This window comes from Pseudomonas sp. SWRI154 (assembly GCF_014268645.1).
Taxonomy (GTDB): Bacteria; Pseudomonadota; Gammaproteobacteria; order Pseudomonadales; family Pseudomonadaceae; genus Aquipseudomonas; species Aquipseudomonas marvdashtae.
The window spans coordinates 73,997-89,436 of sequence record NZ_JABWQW010000001.1 but is presented as its reverse complement, the minus strand read 5'-3'; the positions used below and the strand labels follow the sequence as shown (position 1 = coordinate 89,436).

General features: G+C 61.7%; 13 protein-coding genes and 1 pseudogene. 10 read left to right on the top strand and 4 right to left on the bottom strand.

Features of this window, described 5'->3' with window-relative positions:
* Positions 1–60 precede the first annotated feature (60 nt).
* Positions 61–1,350 carry a hydroxymethylglutaryl-CoA reductase gene (locus HU806_RS00385; protein ID WP_186608962.1) on the bottom strand — a complete coding sequence of 430 codons (1,290 nt, stop codon included), beginning with the start codon at positions 1,348–1,350 and terminating at the stop codon, positions 61–63.
* Positions 1,351–1,487: 137 nt separating this feature from the next.
* Here HU806_RS00385 and HU806_RS00380 point away from each other — a divergent pair, with 137 nt between their 5' ends.
* Positions 1,488–2,864: an aminotransferase-like domain-containing protein gene (locus HU806_RS00380; RefSeq protein ID WP_186608960.1), complete on the top strand. Its 1,377-nt coding sequence runs from the start codon at positions 1,488–1,490 to the stop codon at positions 2,862–2,864.
* A 117-nt stretch (positions 2,865–2,981) separates the two neighbouring features.
* Here HU806_RS00380 and HU806_RS00375 read toward each other — a convergent pair whose 3' ends face one another.
* The 3 genes and pseudogenes from HU806_RS00375 to HU806_RS00365 all read right to left on the bottom strand — a co-directional run bounded on the left by HU806_RS00375 (position 2,982) and on the right by HU806_RS00365 (position 5,077).
* Entirely contained in the window at positions 2,982–3,914 is a 933-nt protein-coding gene (locus tag HU806_RS00375) for an AraC family transcriptional regulator (RefSeq protein ID WP_238350084.1), read from the bottom strand.
* Positions 3,901–4,125 (bottom strand): annotated as a pseudogene (locus HU806_RS00370) (LysR substrate-binding domain-containing protein); the annotation flags it as partial. The pseudogene HU806_RS00370 and the gene HU806_RS00375, both read right to left, overlap by 14 nt.
* Before the next feature lie 100 nt (positions 4,126–4,225).
* Complete coding sequence (locus HU806_RS00365; protein WP_527251126.1) at positions 4,226–5,077, bottom strand: LysR substrate-binding domain-containing protein; 852 nt, start codon at positions 5,075–5,077, stop codon at positions 4,226–4,228.
* A 241-nt stretch (positions 5,078–5,318) separates the two neighbouring features.
* On the opposite strand from HU806_RS00365, the gene HU806_RS00360 reads away from it, so the two are divergent.
* From HU806_RS00360 to metC, 9 genes are read left to right on the top strand one after another with little or no spacing between them, the layout of a single operon-like run.
* Entirely contained in the window at positions 5,319–6,161 is an 843-nt protein-coding gene (locus HU806_RS00360; RefSeq protein ID WP_186608951.1) for a transporter substrate-binding domain-containing protein, read from the top strand.
* Positions 6,162–6,214: 53 nt separating this feature from the next.
* On the top strand, positions 6,215–7,066 hold the full coding sequence (locus tag HU806_RS00355) for a transporter substrate-binding domain-containing protein (protein WP_186608949.1): 852 nt from the start codon (positions 6,215–6,217) through the stop codon (positions 7,064–7,066).
* Positions 7,063–8,487, top strand: coding sequence for an FAD-binding oxidoreductase (locus HU806_RS00350; RefSeq protein ID WP_186608947.1), 1,425 nt, complete (start codon positions 7,063–7,065; stop codon positions 8,485–8,487). Before HU806_RS00355 ends, HU806_RS00350 begins: the two co-directional genes overlap by 4 nt.
* Positions 8,484–9,695 (top strand): aminotransferase class I/II-fold pyridoxal phosphate-dependent enzyme, encoded by a 1,212-nt coding sequence (locus tag HU806_RS00345; protein ID WP_186608945.1) that lies wholly within the window; start codon positions 8,484–8,486, stop codon positions 9,693–9,695. The genes HU806_RS00350 and HU806_RS00345 overlap by 4 nt, the downstream gene beginning before the upstream one ends.
* On the top strand, positions 9,692–10,426 hold the full coding sequence (locus HU806_RS00340; protein WP_186608944.1) for an amino acid ABC transporter permease: 735 nt from the start codon (positions 9,692–9,694) through the stop codon (positions 10,424–10,426). Before HU806_RS00345 ends, HU806_RS00340 begins: the two co-directional genes overlap by 4 nt.
* Positions 10,416–11,204 (top strand): amino acid ABC transporter permease, encoded by a 789-nt coding sequence (locus tag HU806_RS00335; protein WP_186608943.1) that lies wholly within the window; start codon positions 10,416–10,418, stop codon positions 11,202–11,204. The genes HU806_RS00340 and HU806_RS00335 overlap by 11 nt, the downstream gene beginning before the upstream one ends.
* Positions 11,191–12,027 (top strand): amino acid ABC transporter ATP-binding protein, encoded by an 837-nt coding sequence (locus tag HU806_RS00330; protein WP_186608941.1) that lies wholly within the window; start codon positions 11,191–11,193, stop codon positions 12,025–12,027. The genes HU806_RS00335 and HU806_RS00330 overlap by 14 nt, the downstream gene beginning before the upstream one ends.
* A gap of 21 nt (positions 12,028–12,048) precedes the next feature.
* Positions 12,049–12,648 (top strand): cysteine dioxygenase family protein, encoded by a 600-nt coding sequence (locus tag HU806_RS00325; RefSeq protein ID WP_186608939.1) that lies wholly within the window; start codon positions 12,049–12,051, stop codon positions 12,646–12,648.
* 44 nt (positions 12,649–12,692) lie between these two features.
* A complete protein-coding gene (gene metC / locus HU806_RS00320; protein WP_186608937.1) occupies positions 12,693–15,440 on the top strand; it encodes a cystathionine beta-lyase in 2,748 nt (915 codons plus the stop codon).

Sequence of the window (15,440 nt, the reverse complement as noted above, 5' to 3'; positions counted from 1 at the left end):
TTTATTGTTATGAACGTGAAGAGAGATGTGGCTTGGTTCGTTCCTACAAGACGGTCCTGATCATGGCTGTGCACGCTTTTGCTTGAGCAGTTCAGCCGCTTTGTCTGAGCGCACGTCACCAGCCTCGACCATTTGCTTGGCCAGCCAGTTGACCTCTTCACCTCTGGCGCCAGCGCAAAGGGCAATGTTGCGCGCGTGCAACGCCATGTGACCGCGTTGGATTCCCTCAGTCGACAGTGCGCGCAACGCGCCCAGGTTCTGTGCCAGACCGACGGCCACAGCGATTTCGGCGAGTTCCTGCGCGGTCTTCACGCCGAGGATGCGCAGCGACAATTGTGCCAGTGGGTGAGTCTTGGTGGCACCGCCGACCAGGCCGACAGGCATGGGCATTTCCAGGGTGCCGACGAGATGCCCTTTGGCATCTTTTTCCCAGGTGGTCAGCGAACCGTAGTGGCCGTTGCGGCAGGCATAGGCGTGTGCACCCGCTTCGACCGCGCGCCAGTCATTGCCCGTGGCGACGATCAGAGGGTCAATACCGTTCATGATCCCTTTGTTGTGAGTGGCTGCACGATAAGGATCGACGACGGCGAAGTTGTAGGCATCGAGAATCCCTTCGATAACGTCCTCGCCTTTGAAGGCTGCAGTCGCAAGCAGCCCAGGCGCAATGCGGATTTGCGCTCGGGCAAGGCGCAGGTCGGCCAGGTTGGACAGAATCCGCAGTCGTACCTTACCGCCGGTTATTTCTTCCATCAGCGGCGCCACCGCTTCAGCCATTGTGTTCACGGTATTGGCGCCCATGGCGTCGCGCACATCGACGATAAGGTGGGCAACCAGCATCGGCCCACGAGGGCTCTGGGCGAAGGTGTGCACTTCGATGTCGCGGCAACCACCGCCCAGCTTGTTCAGCAGTTGGTCCTTGCGGTTCGCCAGTTCGATGATTTCGTCTTTACGGCGCAAGAGACTCAGGCGTGCATTGAACGGATCTTCGATGTCGACAATCTGCACCTGGGCGCGCATCAGCGGCAAGGAGCTGGACGTCTGGAAACCACCGGCCTCGCGCGCCAACTTAGCCATGAACGAGGCTGCCGCGACGACCGAAGGCTCCTCAACCACCAGCGGCACGATGACGTCGCGGCCATTGATCTGGAAGTTGCTCGCGACGGCGTAGGGTAATTCGAATTTGCCGATGACGTTTTCGATCATGCCGTCGGCTATTTCCAGGGGCAGGGCGCCGGCATCGCGTAGCAGGGCAATATCGGCTTCTGGCAGCTCGAGCAGCTCTTGCAAGTGACCCAGGCGCTCGGCGGGCGACATGCTGCGGAACATGGGGAGGCGGGAGTCGATACTCATTTGACGAGTCCTGATGCGGTTATTGTTGTCGAGTGGCTGTCACCCTATGCGCATGTGTCTTGGCGAAAAAGGTACAGTTTGGACAGACAGTACCTAAGCTGTACCCTCTGCGATTCATTCACTCAGGATTCCTTTCGATGTCACGGCTGACACTTGCCCAGCAACTGGCGGCGTCATTAGTCGAGCAAATCGGCAATGGTACTTACCGAGTCGGTGACCGCTTGCCATCGCTGCGCGAGTGCATGCGCTTGTTTGGCCATTCGAAAAACACCGTGATCAACGCTTATGAATCGCTGGCCTCGCAAGGGCTAGTCGAAGCGCGCCATGGGCAGGGCTTCTTCGTCAAACAGGGCGCACCGAGCAACAACGAACCGGAAGAGCCGCTGCCGTTCACCCGGGCGATGGACACCATCTGGCTCATGCGCCAGCAATTTGTCCGTGAGCCCAGCCAATCGCCACTCGGTGAGGGTTTTCCGCCCGTCGAGTGGCTGATGGATTTGCGGCTGGACAAGTTCACCCGGCAGATCATGCGCATCGGGGTCACGACACTTTTTCGCTACGGAAATCGGCTAGGGAACGCCGCTCTTCGCCAACACCTCGTGCAAAAACTCGCGACCTATTCAATTGCCGCCAGCCCTCGCCAGATCGTTACCACCCATGGGGCGAACCACGCATTGGATCTGATCATCCGCCGTTTTATTGCCCCGGGGGATTACGTGTTGGTCGAGGACCCCGGCTATTACCCGCTGTTCGGCAAGTTGCAATTACAAGGAGCGCTGATGCTGTCTGTGCCGAGATTGGCGGATGGGCCGGACATGGAGGTGCTGGAACAGCATCTGCTTGTGCATAAGCCAAAATTGTTTTTCATGCAGTCGGTCGGGCACAACCCGACGGGCTCCGACATTTCACCCGGCAAAGCCCATCGGTTGGTTCAGTTGGCGCAAGCGCACAACTTCATCCTGGTGGACGACGACGCGTTGGCGGATTTCAAACCGGCATCGGCCATCAAGGTGTCTGCGCTGGACCAGTTGAGCCGCTCCCTGTACGTGGGCAGCTTTTCCAAATCGGTCTCTGCGGCATTAAGGGTTGGGTTTATCGCCGGCAGTAAAGATGTCATCGATGAGTTGGGTGACCTGAAAATGTTGCTGCATACCAGCACATCCGAGCTTTGTGAGCGAACCGTGGATGCGATTCTGATGGAGGGGCATTTCCTGCGACATCTGATCCGTCTTCAAGAACGGCTGAAGACTGCTACCACGCAAGGCTTGCAGATTCTGGACGAAATAGGCGCCGAGGTATTTGTTCGTCCTGGGCAAAGTCTTTATCTGTGGGTCAGGTTTGCTCACATTGACGATGCCAGGGAGCTGACGCGACAACTGCTTCCAAAGGGTTTCATGATCGCCCCTGGACATATTTTTTCACCGGAGCAATCGCGTATCAATCCATGGACGAGATTGAATGTTGCGTATCTGAATGATCCGTTGTTCAAAGCTGTCTTGAGCGTTCGGCCATAGGCGGTCCCAAGTCTTTTTCACCTCGTCAGATCCAGATATGAGACTTTGCACAGCTATTCGATTTTATCGAACATGAGCTTCTAAATCAGACGTCACGCCGGGTGTCGAGGTGGCTGGTCATGCCTGGCGATAGGCGCTGGGCGTGACGCCCACTTCACGGCGGAACACCTGGGAAAAATGGCTTGGGCTCGAATAACCGACTTCAAGACCTATATCGATGATGCTGCGGTCCGTCTCGAGCAGCAGGTGCCGAGCGCGGCTCATGCGCAGGCGGATAAAGTATTGCGAAGGCGACAGGCCCGTGGCGCGCTTGAACATTCGGCTGAAGTGGTACCCGCTCAGGTCAGCGATCCCGGCGAGATACGCAAGGCTGAAGTCGTTATCCAAGTGGTGGTCCATCGCGTCGATGACCCGGCGCAGCTTGTACGCCTGAAGCGCGTTGCTGCGCCGGTTTCCATTGTGCGCATGGCGATAGCGGCGCACCAGATGCACAGCCAGCGCCTGGGCCAGGCCGTGGGCAAACAATGGGCTGGGCTGGCGCTCGTCGATGAGCTCGCCGCGCAGTTGATCCATCATGAAGCTCACCCGCTCATCCCGGTCGCCGGAAATATCGAGGAAAGTGACGGGGCCAGCCTGCTCACCCAGGACTTCACGCGCGGCCTGATCGATCAGTGACAAACCAAGGTACAAGTGCATGACCTTGAAGGTGTCGCAGCCTTGTGTTTGCCAGCGCATTTCGTAGGGTTCGCCGGTATTGGTGAGGTAAAAATCGCCGACGCGGACGTCGACGGCTTCCCATTCACCCCCCAACGGCCGCTCCTCGACCCGGGCGGCGCCCGCCAGAACCAATACCAGTAGAGGTTCCGCCACGGCGGGAACCAGTATTGGCTCGGTAATCGTATGGTGATTGAACAACTGCACCAGCACTTCCTGAACCTGCGGATGCGGCGGCATTACCTGCGGCTGGCCCGGCATGTAGTGCCGCATCGATTCGGCCGTGACGCGGTGGTGGTTGTGAAGGGGCGGTATATCCGGTTCAGTCTTGCGCATCCCATGCTCCGTCGGCAACGCCCTGCGCCGCCTGTGCCTTGAATCGCTCGATCAGCCAATTGGCCGCAGGTCCTGGCGGGGTGTCGGTGCGGTAGATGATATCGAAGGTGTAGTCGCCACGGGTGCAGTCCGGCAATTGAAGCTGCGCCAGCCGTCCACCGGCCAAGTCTTCACGCACTCGATCGATCGGCATGTTGCCCCAGCCAATACCCGTTGCGCCACGGCGCCGAGGGTTTCCATGTGCAGGTGCTCCGCGTTCCGCTGATAAGCCAGCGCAGGAAGGCTGTCCGCCGCCCGATCCTGCTGTGTTCTTAATGCCCTTGATTGTTCCTGATCAGGTCATAAGCCCGGCGCACCAGCGGGTTGACGGTGTTCGGCCGGATCCACAGGTGATAAGTCACATCCGGCAATCGCGGCAATCCATCGTTTTCCCCCAATACCCGCATGTCCGGGCCGAGCATTTCCATGCTGCGGGGCGTGACGCCCAGGCCGGCGCGGGTGGCCGCCTTGATGCCGATCAGGTTCGACGCCAGGTAGGCTTGGCGCCAAGGGATATTGGCACGCTCAAGGGCTTCGAGGGCATAACGCCGATAGATGCTCGGTTCATCCACCAGAATCAGTGGCAGGGCTTCGCTGGGGTTGTGGATGTACTGCGCCGAACAGATCCACCACACCGGTGAAGTGCGCAAGGCGAAACCTTCCAGATTCGGATCCTGACGCGTGGAAATGACCATGTCGACCTTACCCCGATGCAGGTCGTCCATCAGGAACGGGCTGCGTCCGACATCGATTTCCAGGCGCAGGCGCGGCGCAGAGCGGGCTATGTAGCTGAGGATTGGCGGCAGGATAGTGTCGGCGATGTCGTGGGGCGAGCCGATGCGCAACACACCGCTCAGGCTGCTTTCGCGCAGGGAACTGAGCGCATCGTCGTTGAGCGACAGCATCTGTCGCGCATGCCTGAGTAACTGCTGGCCTGCTTCGGTGAGCTGCTTGTGTCGCCCGCGTTTTTCGAACAGCGATACCCCGACCTGTTGTTCCAGGCGTTGCATGTGCTGGGTCACCGACGATTGCGTACGAGACAGTCGGGCGCCTGCCTCGGCAAAGCTGTGGTGATCGACTACGGCGATGAACGTGCGCAGTAATTCGAGATCGAGGGTCGACATGGCCATCGCTTCATATCAGGGCTGAAAACAGAAACATTACAGTTTTTTATGTGTTCGTGCCGACGTTCTCCCCCGATATACCCTTTGGCCCAATAAAACCGCAGTTATATTATTTTCGCCTGGAAACCAAACCTGCCGAGTTATAACGATATTAGATATCTGCATTTCCGTTGGCGCCAAGCGGTACCTAGGATGCCACTCATCAGGTCGGGGTACGCCGATCATCCATGAGGGGAAATCCATGCGGTTCGAGCGCTCACCTGCAAAACATTTTCTGCCTGTCCTGTTGGGCGCCATGATCTCTTTGGCGACCGCCAACATTGCCCAGGCCGATGCCACCCTCGAGAAGATCGAACAGCGCCATGAACTGGTGGTCGGTGTATTGCTGTCAGGTGGTCCGTTCGGCGGCATAGACCCCGTCACCCAGAAACCTCGCGGCTTGAACGTCGACCTTGCCCAGGAACTGGGCCGGCAGCTTGGCGCCGAGGTGCAGCTGGTGCCGGTATTGCCCGCCAACCGCGTGCAGTTCTTGCAGCAGGGCAAAGTCGATCTGCTGATTGCCAATATGGAATGGACCGCCGAGCGCGGGGAAATCCTCGGGTTCGTGCCCACGCCGTTCTATCGCGTCGGCGGCACTGCGGCGGTACTCAAGGACAGCACCATCAGCCGCTGGGAAGACCTGAAGAATCAACCGGTCTGCACCTCCCAGGGCAGCAGCTACATCAAGCCGCTCACCGAACTGGGGGTCCAGATCAAGGCGTTCAAGAGCTCGTCGGAATCGCTCCTGGCCCTGCGCGGCAATAACTGCGTCGCCGCAGTGCACGACGCCACGCTGATCAATCCGCTGATTGCCGCCAACGCCGAATGGCAGGGTTACCGCGCCTTGAGCCCGGAGCTGAATCCGGCGCCCTCGGTGATCTGGACGCGCAAGGGTGAACGCGATACCCAGGCCAGGCTCGACCCGATCATCCAGCAATTGCACCGCAGCGGCTGGCTGATCGAGGCCCAGACCCGTAACCGCATCACCCCAGCGTCACCGGCCCTGGTGGAATTGCAGAAACAGTTCCAAGCCAACGGCGCCTGAGCGTCGTCGCGCCTGGCATTCCTCTCTACGACTGACGCCCAAGGTAATCGCCCATGCCTACATTTTTCTCGCCGCGAACGCTGGTCAGCCTGTGCCTGGCGTGGTTCTTCGGCTGCTCCGCCGGTTTGGCCCAGGCCGATGCCACCCTGGACAGGATCGGCCAACGCCACGCCATCAGCGTTGGGGTGATGCTCAGTGGTGCGCCATTCGGCACCATCGATCCCAAGACCGGCGAGCACCTGGGCTACAACGTCGAGTTGGCCCAAGGTATCGGCAAGGCGTTGGGCGTGGACACCCAGACCGTGTCGGTCTTGGCGCCAAACCGCGTGCAATTCCTGCAACAGGGCAAGGTCGACATCCTGATCGCCAACATGCAATTCACCCAGGAGCGCGGCGAGATTCTCGATTACGTGCCGACGCCTTATGAAGAGGTGGGTGGCGCGGCGTTGATTCGCAAGGGCTCCGGCATCAGCCAGTGGGCCGATCTCAAAGGCAAACCGGTGTGCGTGTCCCAGGGCAGCAACTTCATCAAGCCGTTGCAGGAAATCTACGGCGCGCAAATCAAGGCTTTTCGCAGCCAGTCCGAATCGCTGTTGTCGTTGCGCGGCAATGGCTGCGTGGCAGCGGTTCATGTGAGCCCGACCCTGCTCGCGCTGTTGAGCGAAGCCGAATGGGCCGGCTTTGAAATTCCGCTGCCGGGGGATTTGATCCCATCGAATTCAGTGATCTGGCTGCGCAAGGGTGAACACGATACCCAGGCGAAACTCGACGCCATCGTGCGCGACTGGCACCGCAGCGGCTGGTTGATCGAGTTGGGCGAACGCACCGGCATGGCACCGTCCCAAGCCCTGCGTGACCTGCATGCCAAGTACAGCAATGCCGCTCCCTTGGCCGCGCAACCATGAGCCAGTCGTTGTTTGTGACGTTGCAGGACTTGGTCGGCGCCAGCCATGTGCAGAGTAGCGAAGACGCCGCGCCGTACCTGACCGACAAGCAGGGCCGTTACGTCGGCCAGGTGATCGCCGCGGTCCACCCGGCCAGTACCGAAGAGGTCGCGGCGGTGGTCCGGGCCTGCGCCGCGACCGAGACACCCGTGGTAGTGCAGGGCGGCAACACCGGATTAATGGGCGGCGCCACTCCGGACGCGAGCGGCCGCGCCGTGTTGCTGTTGCTCGACCGCATGAACCGTATCCGTGTGGTCGACACCGATAACGACACCCTGACCGTCGAGGCCGGTTGCATCCTGCAAACCGTCCAGGACGTTGCCCGCGAGGCCGGTCGCTTGTTCTCCCTGAGCCTCGGCGCCGAAGGCAGTTGCACCCTCGGCGGCAACCTGGGGACCAATGCCGGCGGCACCGCGGTGCTGCGCTACGGCAATACCCGCGAACTGACCCTCGGCCTGGAAGTGGTGACCGCCCAGGGCGAAATCTGGAACGGCCTGCGCGGCTTGCGCAAGGACAATACCGGCTACGATCTGAGGGACTTGTTCATCGGCAGCGAAGGCACGCTCGGCATTATCACCGCCGCGACCCTGAAGCTGTTTCCGTTGCCTAAGGCCCAGGCCACCGCGCTGCTGGCGTTCGACTCCCTGGAACAGGCGGTGGCCTTGTTGTCCCACGCCCGCGCCGGTTTTGGTGCGAGCCTGACGGCCTTCGAGTTGCTCAGCGCCGAGTGCCTTGCGCTCTTGCGCGAGCAGTTCCCCGACGGTCCGCGACCCTTTTGCAATGCTCGCCAGCCTTGGTTTGCGCTGTTGGAACTGTCCGATAACCACAGCGAAAGCCATGCGCGGGAAGTCTTCGAGCAGGTGCTCGGTGAAGCCTTCGAGCAACACCTGCTGGCCGATGCGCTGATTGCTGAAAATCTTGTCCAGAGCCAGGCGTTCTGGCAGCTGCGCGAAAACATCAGCGATGCGCAAAAGCGCGCCGGTCGCAATATGAAGCACGACATCTCGGTGCCGATTTCCCAGGTCGTGGCGTTCGTCACCCATACCGATGCGCTGCTGCAAGAGCATTTTCCCGGAGTTCGGCACTACACCTTTGGGCACCTGGGCGATGGCAACTTGCATTACAACGTTGCCCATCCGCTGGACTCCACGGTTGACGCGCACATGGCCCATTACGCCGCGCTCAGCCAACGGGTCCACGACAGCGCCCACGCCCATGGCGGCTCGATCAGTGCCGAACATGGGATCGGCCAGCGCAAGGTGGATGAGCTCGGGCGCTACAAAAGTGCGGTGGAACTGGACCTGATGCGCCGGATCAAGCAGGCGCTGGATCCGCGCAATCTGCTCAACCCGGGCAAGGTCCTGGAGGCATCGCGGCCATGACGCTTTATCTGTCCAAGCGCGTGCAGCGTGTCTCGCTGTCGGCCAATGCCGCCGCCAAATCCCGGGCCACGGCCCTGCGCGAGGCCGGTCGCGACATCCTCGACCTGACCACCGGTGAGCCGGATTTCGATACGCCGGTGCACATCAAGCAGGCTGCCGGTGCAGCCATTGCGGCGGGCGCCACCAAGTACACACCAACGCCGGGTGTGAAGGCTTTGCGTGTCGCCGTGCAGGGCAAGCTGCGCAGGGAAAACCAACTGGACTATCCGCTGTCATCCATCGTGATCGGCAACGGCGCGAAACAGATCATTTTCAATGCCTTCGCGGCGACCCTCGATGACGGCGACGAAGTGCTGGTACCGACGCCGTACTGGCCGTCCTTCCCGGACAGCGTGCGCTTCAACGGCGGCGAGCCGGTGTTCATCGAATGCGGGCTGGACCAGGGCTGCAAGCTCATGCCGCGACAGCTGGAGCAACACATTGGCGAGCGCACGCGCTGGTTGATCCTCAACAGCCCCGGCAACCCCAGCGGCGCGGTATACAGCGAGGCTGAACTGCAAGGCTTGGCCCAGGTGCTGCGACGGCATCCCCACGTGCTGATTCTGCTGGATGAACTCTACGAACATATTCGTTTCGACGGGCGTCCATCCCTGAACCTGCTCAACGTCGCACCGGATTTGCAGTCGCGCTGCCTGTTGGTGGGTGGGGTGTCAAAAACCTATGCCATGACCGGTTGGCGCATCGGTTTCGCTGCCGGGCCGCAAGCGTTGACCGAGGCGATGACCGTGGTGCAATCGCAATCCACTTCTGGAGCGTCCTCGGTCGGCCAGGCGGCGGCGTTGGCGGCGTTCGAAGGCGGGCTGGATTTCTTGCCGGAACAGGTCGCGGCCTATCGTCAGCGCCGTGACGTGCTGGTGAGCACGTTGCGTAATGTCGAGGGCCTTGATGTCCTCGAGCCTCAGGGTGGGTTTTTCGTCTTCGTGTGCTGCGCCGGGTTGTTGGGGCGCTATCGCCCGGACGGTCAGCGGCTGGAAGACGATGCCGATGTCGTGGCGTACCTGCTGGAGGAAGGTGTCGCGGGTGTCGCGGGCAGTGCTTATGGCTTGTCGCCGTGGTTTCGCCTGTCCATCGCCACGGCGACCGAAACCGTCGCCGAAGCGGGCCGCCGCATTGTCCACGCGTGCGGCCAGTTGAGGGACGAGCCATGACTCTTTGGCTGGAGCAATTCGTTCATTGGAGCGCCGGGCTTGGCCTCAACTACAACTTTTTGCTCGATGCCTATCAGCGCGGCACATTGGAGCAGGGCGCCTTGACCACAGTCTCGTTGTGCCTGTTGACCATCGTCGGCAGCCTGCTGGCGGGCGTCGGTCTGGCGGCGCTGTTGACTTCGGGCAAATCCTGGCTGGCAAAGCCTGCGCGGGTGTTTGTCGAAGTCACCCGCAACACGCCGACCCTGGTGCAGCTGTACTGCGCGTTCCTGGTGCTGAACATGCTACTGACCGAGGCTGTCGGCGCGGCGAACCCGCTGACGCCGTTCGCCTGGGTGGTGATCGTGATTTCGCTGCACAAAGGCGCGTTCCATGCCGAGGCACTGCGGGCCGGTATCGAAGCCGTGCCCACCGTGACCCTGGAGGCGGCCAGTTCGCTGGCTTTCAACCACCGTCAGTTGTTATGGAACGTGCAACTGCCCCTGGCCCTGCGCTTTGCCTTGCCCTCGCTGATCAACAACCTGATCGACCTGGTGAAGATGACTGCCGTGGCCTCGGCCATCGCCGTGGGCGACATCACCTACGCGGCGATCATGATCTGGACCCAAAGCGACAACGTGCTGGAGCTGATGATCCTGATCCTGGGCTTTTTCGGCCTGCTGAGTTTTACCGTCAATTGCATGGGACGCTACCTCGAAGCGCGCCTGAGGATGCCCGGCTATGGCCATTGATTCGTCCGTCATCGCGCCACTCGGTTGGCCGCGCCGGCATGTCGGCAAAGTGCTGCTGGGGTTGGCGGCGTTGTCCTGGCTGGTGTATTTCGCCCCGCACAGCCCGGTGTTCAAGGCCTTGCTGCAATGGTCGCCGGCGCTGGCCGCCGGGTTCGGCCAGAACATTCTGATCAGCCTGTTGGCCATTGGGCTCGGTTCCGTGGCGGGATTGCTGGTCGGCGCCATGGTCCTGTCGCCCCTGGGCTTGCTGCGCTGGCCGGCACGGATCTGGGTGCAGGTCTTTCGCAATGCGCCCTGGCTGGTGCTGATCTATTTCACTACGTATGTGTTCCCCTTCGAGATTCGTATCGGCAATGGCTATATCGCCTTCCCGGACTGGGTCAAGGTCACCCTTGGCCTGGCCCTGCCGGCCAGCGCAAACGTTGCGGAAATATTCCGTGGCGCCATCGCCTCGATCCCCAGCACCCAATGGGAAGCCGCGCGTTCCCTGGCGTTTACCCGTGGGCAGATTTTCCGCTCGATCATCCTGCCCCAGTGTTTCAAGCGCATGTTGCCGCCGTGGATGAACCTCTACGCGGTCATCACCATGGGAACCGCGCTGGCCTCGCTGGTGGGCGTGCATGACGTGATCGACACCGCGCAGATTGCCAGCAACACCGTGAACCTGACGGGCTTCACCGTGGTGATCTACCTGAGCCTACTGGTGCTGTTCTTTGCCTACTGCTACCCGATTTCCCGTCTCACCCAATACTTGGAGCGACGTTATGCCTTCTACTGAAACCGTCGCCGAGCCCCTGGTCAGCTTGCGCGACCTGCACCTGTCGTTCGGCAGCAACCCGGTGCTAAAGGGTATCGACCTGGACGTGCGCCGTGGCGAGGCGGTGTCGATCATCGGCCCGTCCGGCTCGGGCAAGTCGACGATCCTGCGTTGCATCACCGGCTTGTTGCAGCCCCAGCGGGGCAGCATCCGCGTCGGCACCACCGAGGTCCATACGCTGGCCCAGGAGACCCAGCGCATCGAGCTGCGCAAGCGCGTCGGGTTCGTGTTCCAGCAGTACAACCTGTTCCCGCATCTGTCGGTACTGGAAAACCTGGTGATTGCACCGCGCAAGGTGCTCGGCCGCAATCGGGCCGACGCCGAGAAAGACGCCCGGGCCTTGCTCGCCAAGGTGCGCATGGAACACAAGGCCGATGCCTATCCCGGTCAGCTTTCGGGCGGCCAGCAACAACGGGTGGCGATTGCCCGCGCGCTGGCGATGCGTCCGGAGCTGATTCTGTTCGATGAAGTGACTTCGGCGCTGGATCCGGAAACGGTCGGTGAGGTGCTGACGGTGATTCGTGAGCTGACCGAGGAGGGCATGACGTGTGTGCTGGTGACCCACGAGATGCGCTTCGCCGAGGAAATCAGCGACGTCGTCTATTTCACCGAGAACGGCGTGATCGTCGAACACGGTAGCGCCGCGCAGATTTTCCAGCACCCCACCAGCGAGCGCACCCGGGAATTTCTGCGCCACGCGTTGGGCGACCCGGGGCGACGGCCGCCTATCGCTGATGATCCGTACCTGTTGACCAACCTGGGTCGCTATAGCCTGTCTGTCTGACTTTGAAATGGAGCCTGCCCCATGAGCGTGTTTAGCCGTCCCGATGTCATCGAAGCCTTCCTGCAAAAAGTCCGCGTCATCCACCGGCGCGGGGTTGACCGCGCTGCGCTGACGGAAATCGTCGGCCTGCTCGAAGCCCTGGCCGAGCGTCGCGACCTGTTCAACTTCGAAGCCTTCCCCGCGCCGGTGCCGGGGCAGGGCAGCACCGCGTTTCGCTATCGCCTCAACGATGACGGCGACACCCCGACGCTGTACCTGAACTCGCTGTTGCCGGGCAAAAGCACCATCCCCCACAACCACGAAACCTGGGCGATCATCAGTGCCGTCGAAGGCCAGGAAATCAACTACGTCTACAAGCGCAACGACGAAGGTCGCGAACCGGGCTACACCACCTTGCACCTGGAAAAAGAGGTGATCGTGCAGCCCGGCACCTCCATCGCCTTCCTCGGTGAAGACCTGCATGGCATCCGGGTCGCAGGCGAGCAACCGACCCTGCATTTCCACCTCTACGGCTTGCCGCTGGAATCGCTCAACGGCCGTTACGGCGTCGAGGCTGACGGGCGGATCCTCAATTACAACGCCTCGCAAATGGCGCCGTCGATCAAGGCCTATGCCCACTGACGGCACCTCGTGTTCCTGTCATTCATTTTTCCAGCGGGATCCCCATGAGCCAGACCCTAACTCCACAGCACCTGCAACAGTGGTTGTTCGACGGGCAGGAAATTGCCCTGTTTGATGTGCGCGAGCACGGCCAGTATGGCGAAGCCCATTTGTTTTTCGGGGTGAACCTACCCTATAGCCGTCTGGAACTGGACGCGCGGCGGCTGGCGCCGAATCTTCAGGTGCGACTGGTGATTTACGATCAGGACGGCGGCGATCTGGCTGACCGTGCGGCCCGGCGCCTGGCAGCGCTAGGGTATGCCCACGTACACATCCTGGAGGGGGGCGCCGACGCCTGGCAGGCCGCCGGGTATCAACTGTTTGCCGGCGTGCACGTGCCGTCCAAGGCTTTTGGCGAGCAGGTGGAAGCGGTCCGGCACACGCCGCACGTCAGCGCCCGTCAGCTGGCGCAGTGGCAAGCCCGGGGCGAATCGCTGGTGATACTCGACGGCCGGCCGTTGGAGGAGTATCGCAAAATGACCATTCCCGGTTCGATCTGCTGTCCGAATGGCGAACTGGGTTACCGCGTGCACGACCTGGTGCCAGACGAGCAGACCCCCATCGTGATCAACTGCGCCGGCCGGACCCGCAGCATCATCGGCGCCCAGACGTTGATCGACCTGGGCTTGAAAAACCCGATCTATGCCTTGGAAAACGGTACCCAAGGCTGGGACCTGGAAGATTTTCAACTGGAGCACGGCAGCGAGCGCCGGTACGCCGATGAGGTGTCAGCCGATACCTTACCGGCGCAGCGCGTGGCGGCGGCCCAACTGGCCAAGCGGGCCGGCGCGCCGGCCGTCGATGCTGCCCGGGTCGAGCAGTGGGCAGCGGATGCCGGGCGCAGTCTGTTCCTCTGCGACGTGCGCACCCCCGAGGAGTTTGCCGCCGGCACGTTGTCGGGCGCGCAACACGCGCCAGGCGGTCAGTTGATTCAATCCACCGATCTGTACGTGGGCGTGCGCCAGGCGCGGGTGGTGCTGTTCGACAACGACGGCGTACGCGCACCGATCGTCGCCAGTTGGCTGCGGCAACTGGGGCATGAGGCCTTTGTATTGTCGGGTGGGTTGAGCAGTGGCCTGGCACTGCCGGCGCTCGCTGTCGTCACGCCTGAAAAGCTGCCGTCGATCACCGTGCAGTCCCTCGCTGATGCGCTGAAGGACGACGCGGTGGCAGTGATTGACTTGCGTTCGAGCAGGGCGTATCGCCAAGGTCATATTGCCGGGGCGCGTTGGTCGATCCGGCCGTTATTGGCCCATGCGTTGGCCGATGAACGGCGGCCGCTGGTGTTGGTGGCCGATGATCCGCGCCTTGCGGCCCTCGCGGCGCTGGAGCTGCCCCAGGCTGAAGTCCATTTGCTGGAGGGTGGTCCTGATGCGTGGCGTTCGGCGGGCCTTGCGCTGCGCGAAGGCGCTGACACCTTGCCAGATGAACAGTGCATCGATTTCCTGTTTTTCACTCACGACCGCCACGCTGGAAACAAGGACGCGGCGCGCCAGTACCTGGCTTGGGAAATCGGCCTGCTGGCACACATGAGCGCAGAAGAAATCGCCAGCCTCAAGCCTCTGCAAGGACAGCCGCAAAGCGCTGCCGGCGACCGGCTCCGCACCCGTCTGGTCCATGGCGCGCGTACCGAGAAGGGCGCGGGTGCAAGGGCTATCAATGTCCCGGTCAGTCGCCTGAGTACGGTGCTGTTCGACAACTTGGCACAGATGCGTGACGCTCGCTCCCGGCGCGATAGCGAGCGCGTCCTGACCTATGGCGCGCGGGGTAATCCGACCGCCTTCGCCTTGGAAGACCTCGTCACTGAGTTGGAGGGCGGCTACCGCACCCGGCTGTTCGGCACCGGGTTGGCTGCCGTGGCGCAAACTTTCCTGGCTTACCTGCGGCCTGGAGATCATCTACTGATCACCGATGCGGTGTATGCACCGGTACGCCGTGTGGCCAGGGATTTTCTCGAAGCCTTCGGCATTGAAGTCGGTTACTTCGCCCCCGACGGCAGCGACCTGGCTGGACGGCTGCAAGCCAACACCAAGATGGTCTACACCGAAGTGCCCGGCTCATTGCTGTACGAACTCTGCGACTTGCCGGCCATCGCCGCGCTTTGCAATCCGCGCGGCATCCTGCTCGCAGTGGACAATACCTGGGGTTCGGCGGTGCTGTACCGCCCACTGACATTGGGCGCGGACATCTCGATCATGGCCCTGACCAAGTACTTGAGCGGCCACAGCGACGTGGTCATGGGCAGCGTGAGCACACGGCAGGAAGCTTGGCCGGCGCTGGCGGCCATGAGCGACACGTTCGGCAACACGGTGAGTCCCGACGACGCCTATCTGGTCCTGCGCGGCGCACGCACCCTCGTGCAACGCCTGGAGACGCATGAGCGCCAGGCATTGGAAATCGCCCGTTGGCTACAGGCGCAACCGCAGGTGAAACGAGTCTTCCATCCAGCACTGCCCGAGCATCCCGGGCATCGGCTATGGCGGCGGGATTTCAAGGGCAGCAACGGGTTGCTGTCCTTTGAGTTGCGCGAAAACGACGACGCTTACCTGCAGCGATTCATCGATGCGCTGCAGGTGTTTGGCTTGGGGGCCTCCTGGGGCGGGTTCGAAAGCCTGGTGACCGTTGCCGATACCGAGGATCGGCAAAGCGCCGATGATCGGGCGTTGAACCCCGTGGTGCGACTGCATGTGGGGCTGGAGGATGTCGAGGTGTTGATCGAGGACTTGCAGCGCGGGTTTGCGGTTGCCGGGTGA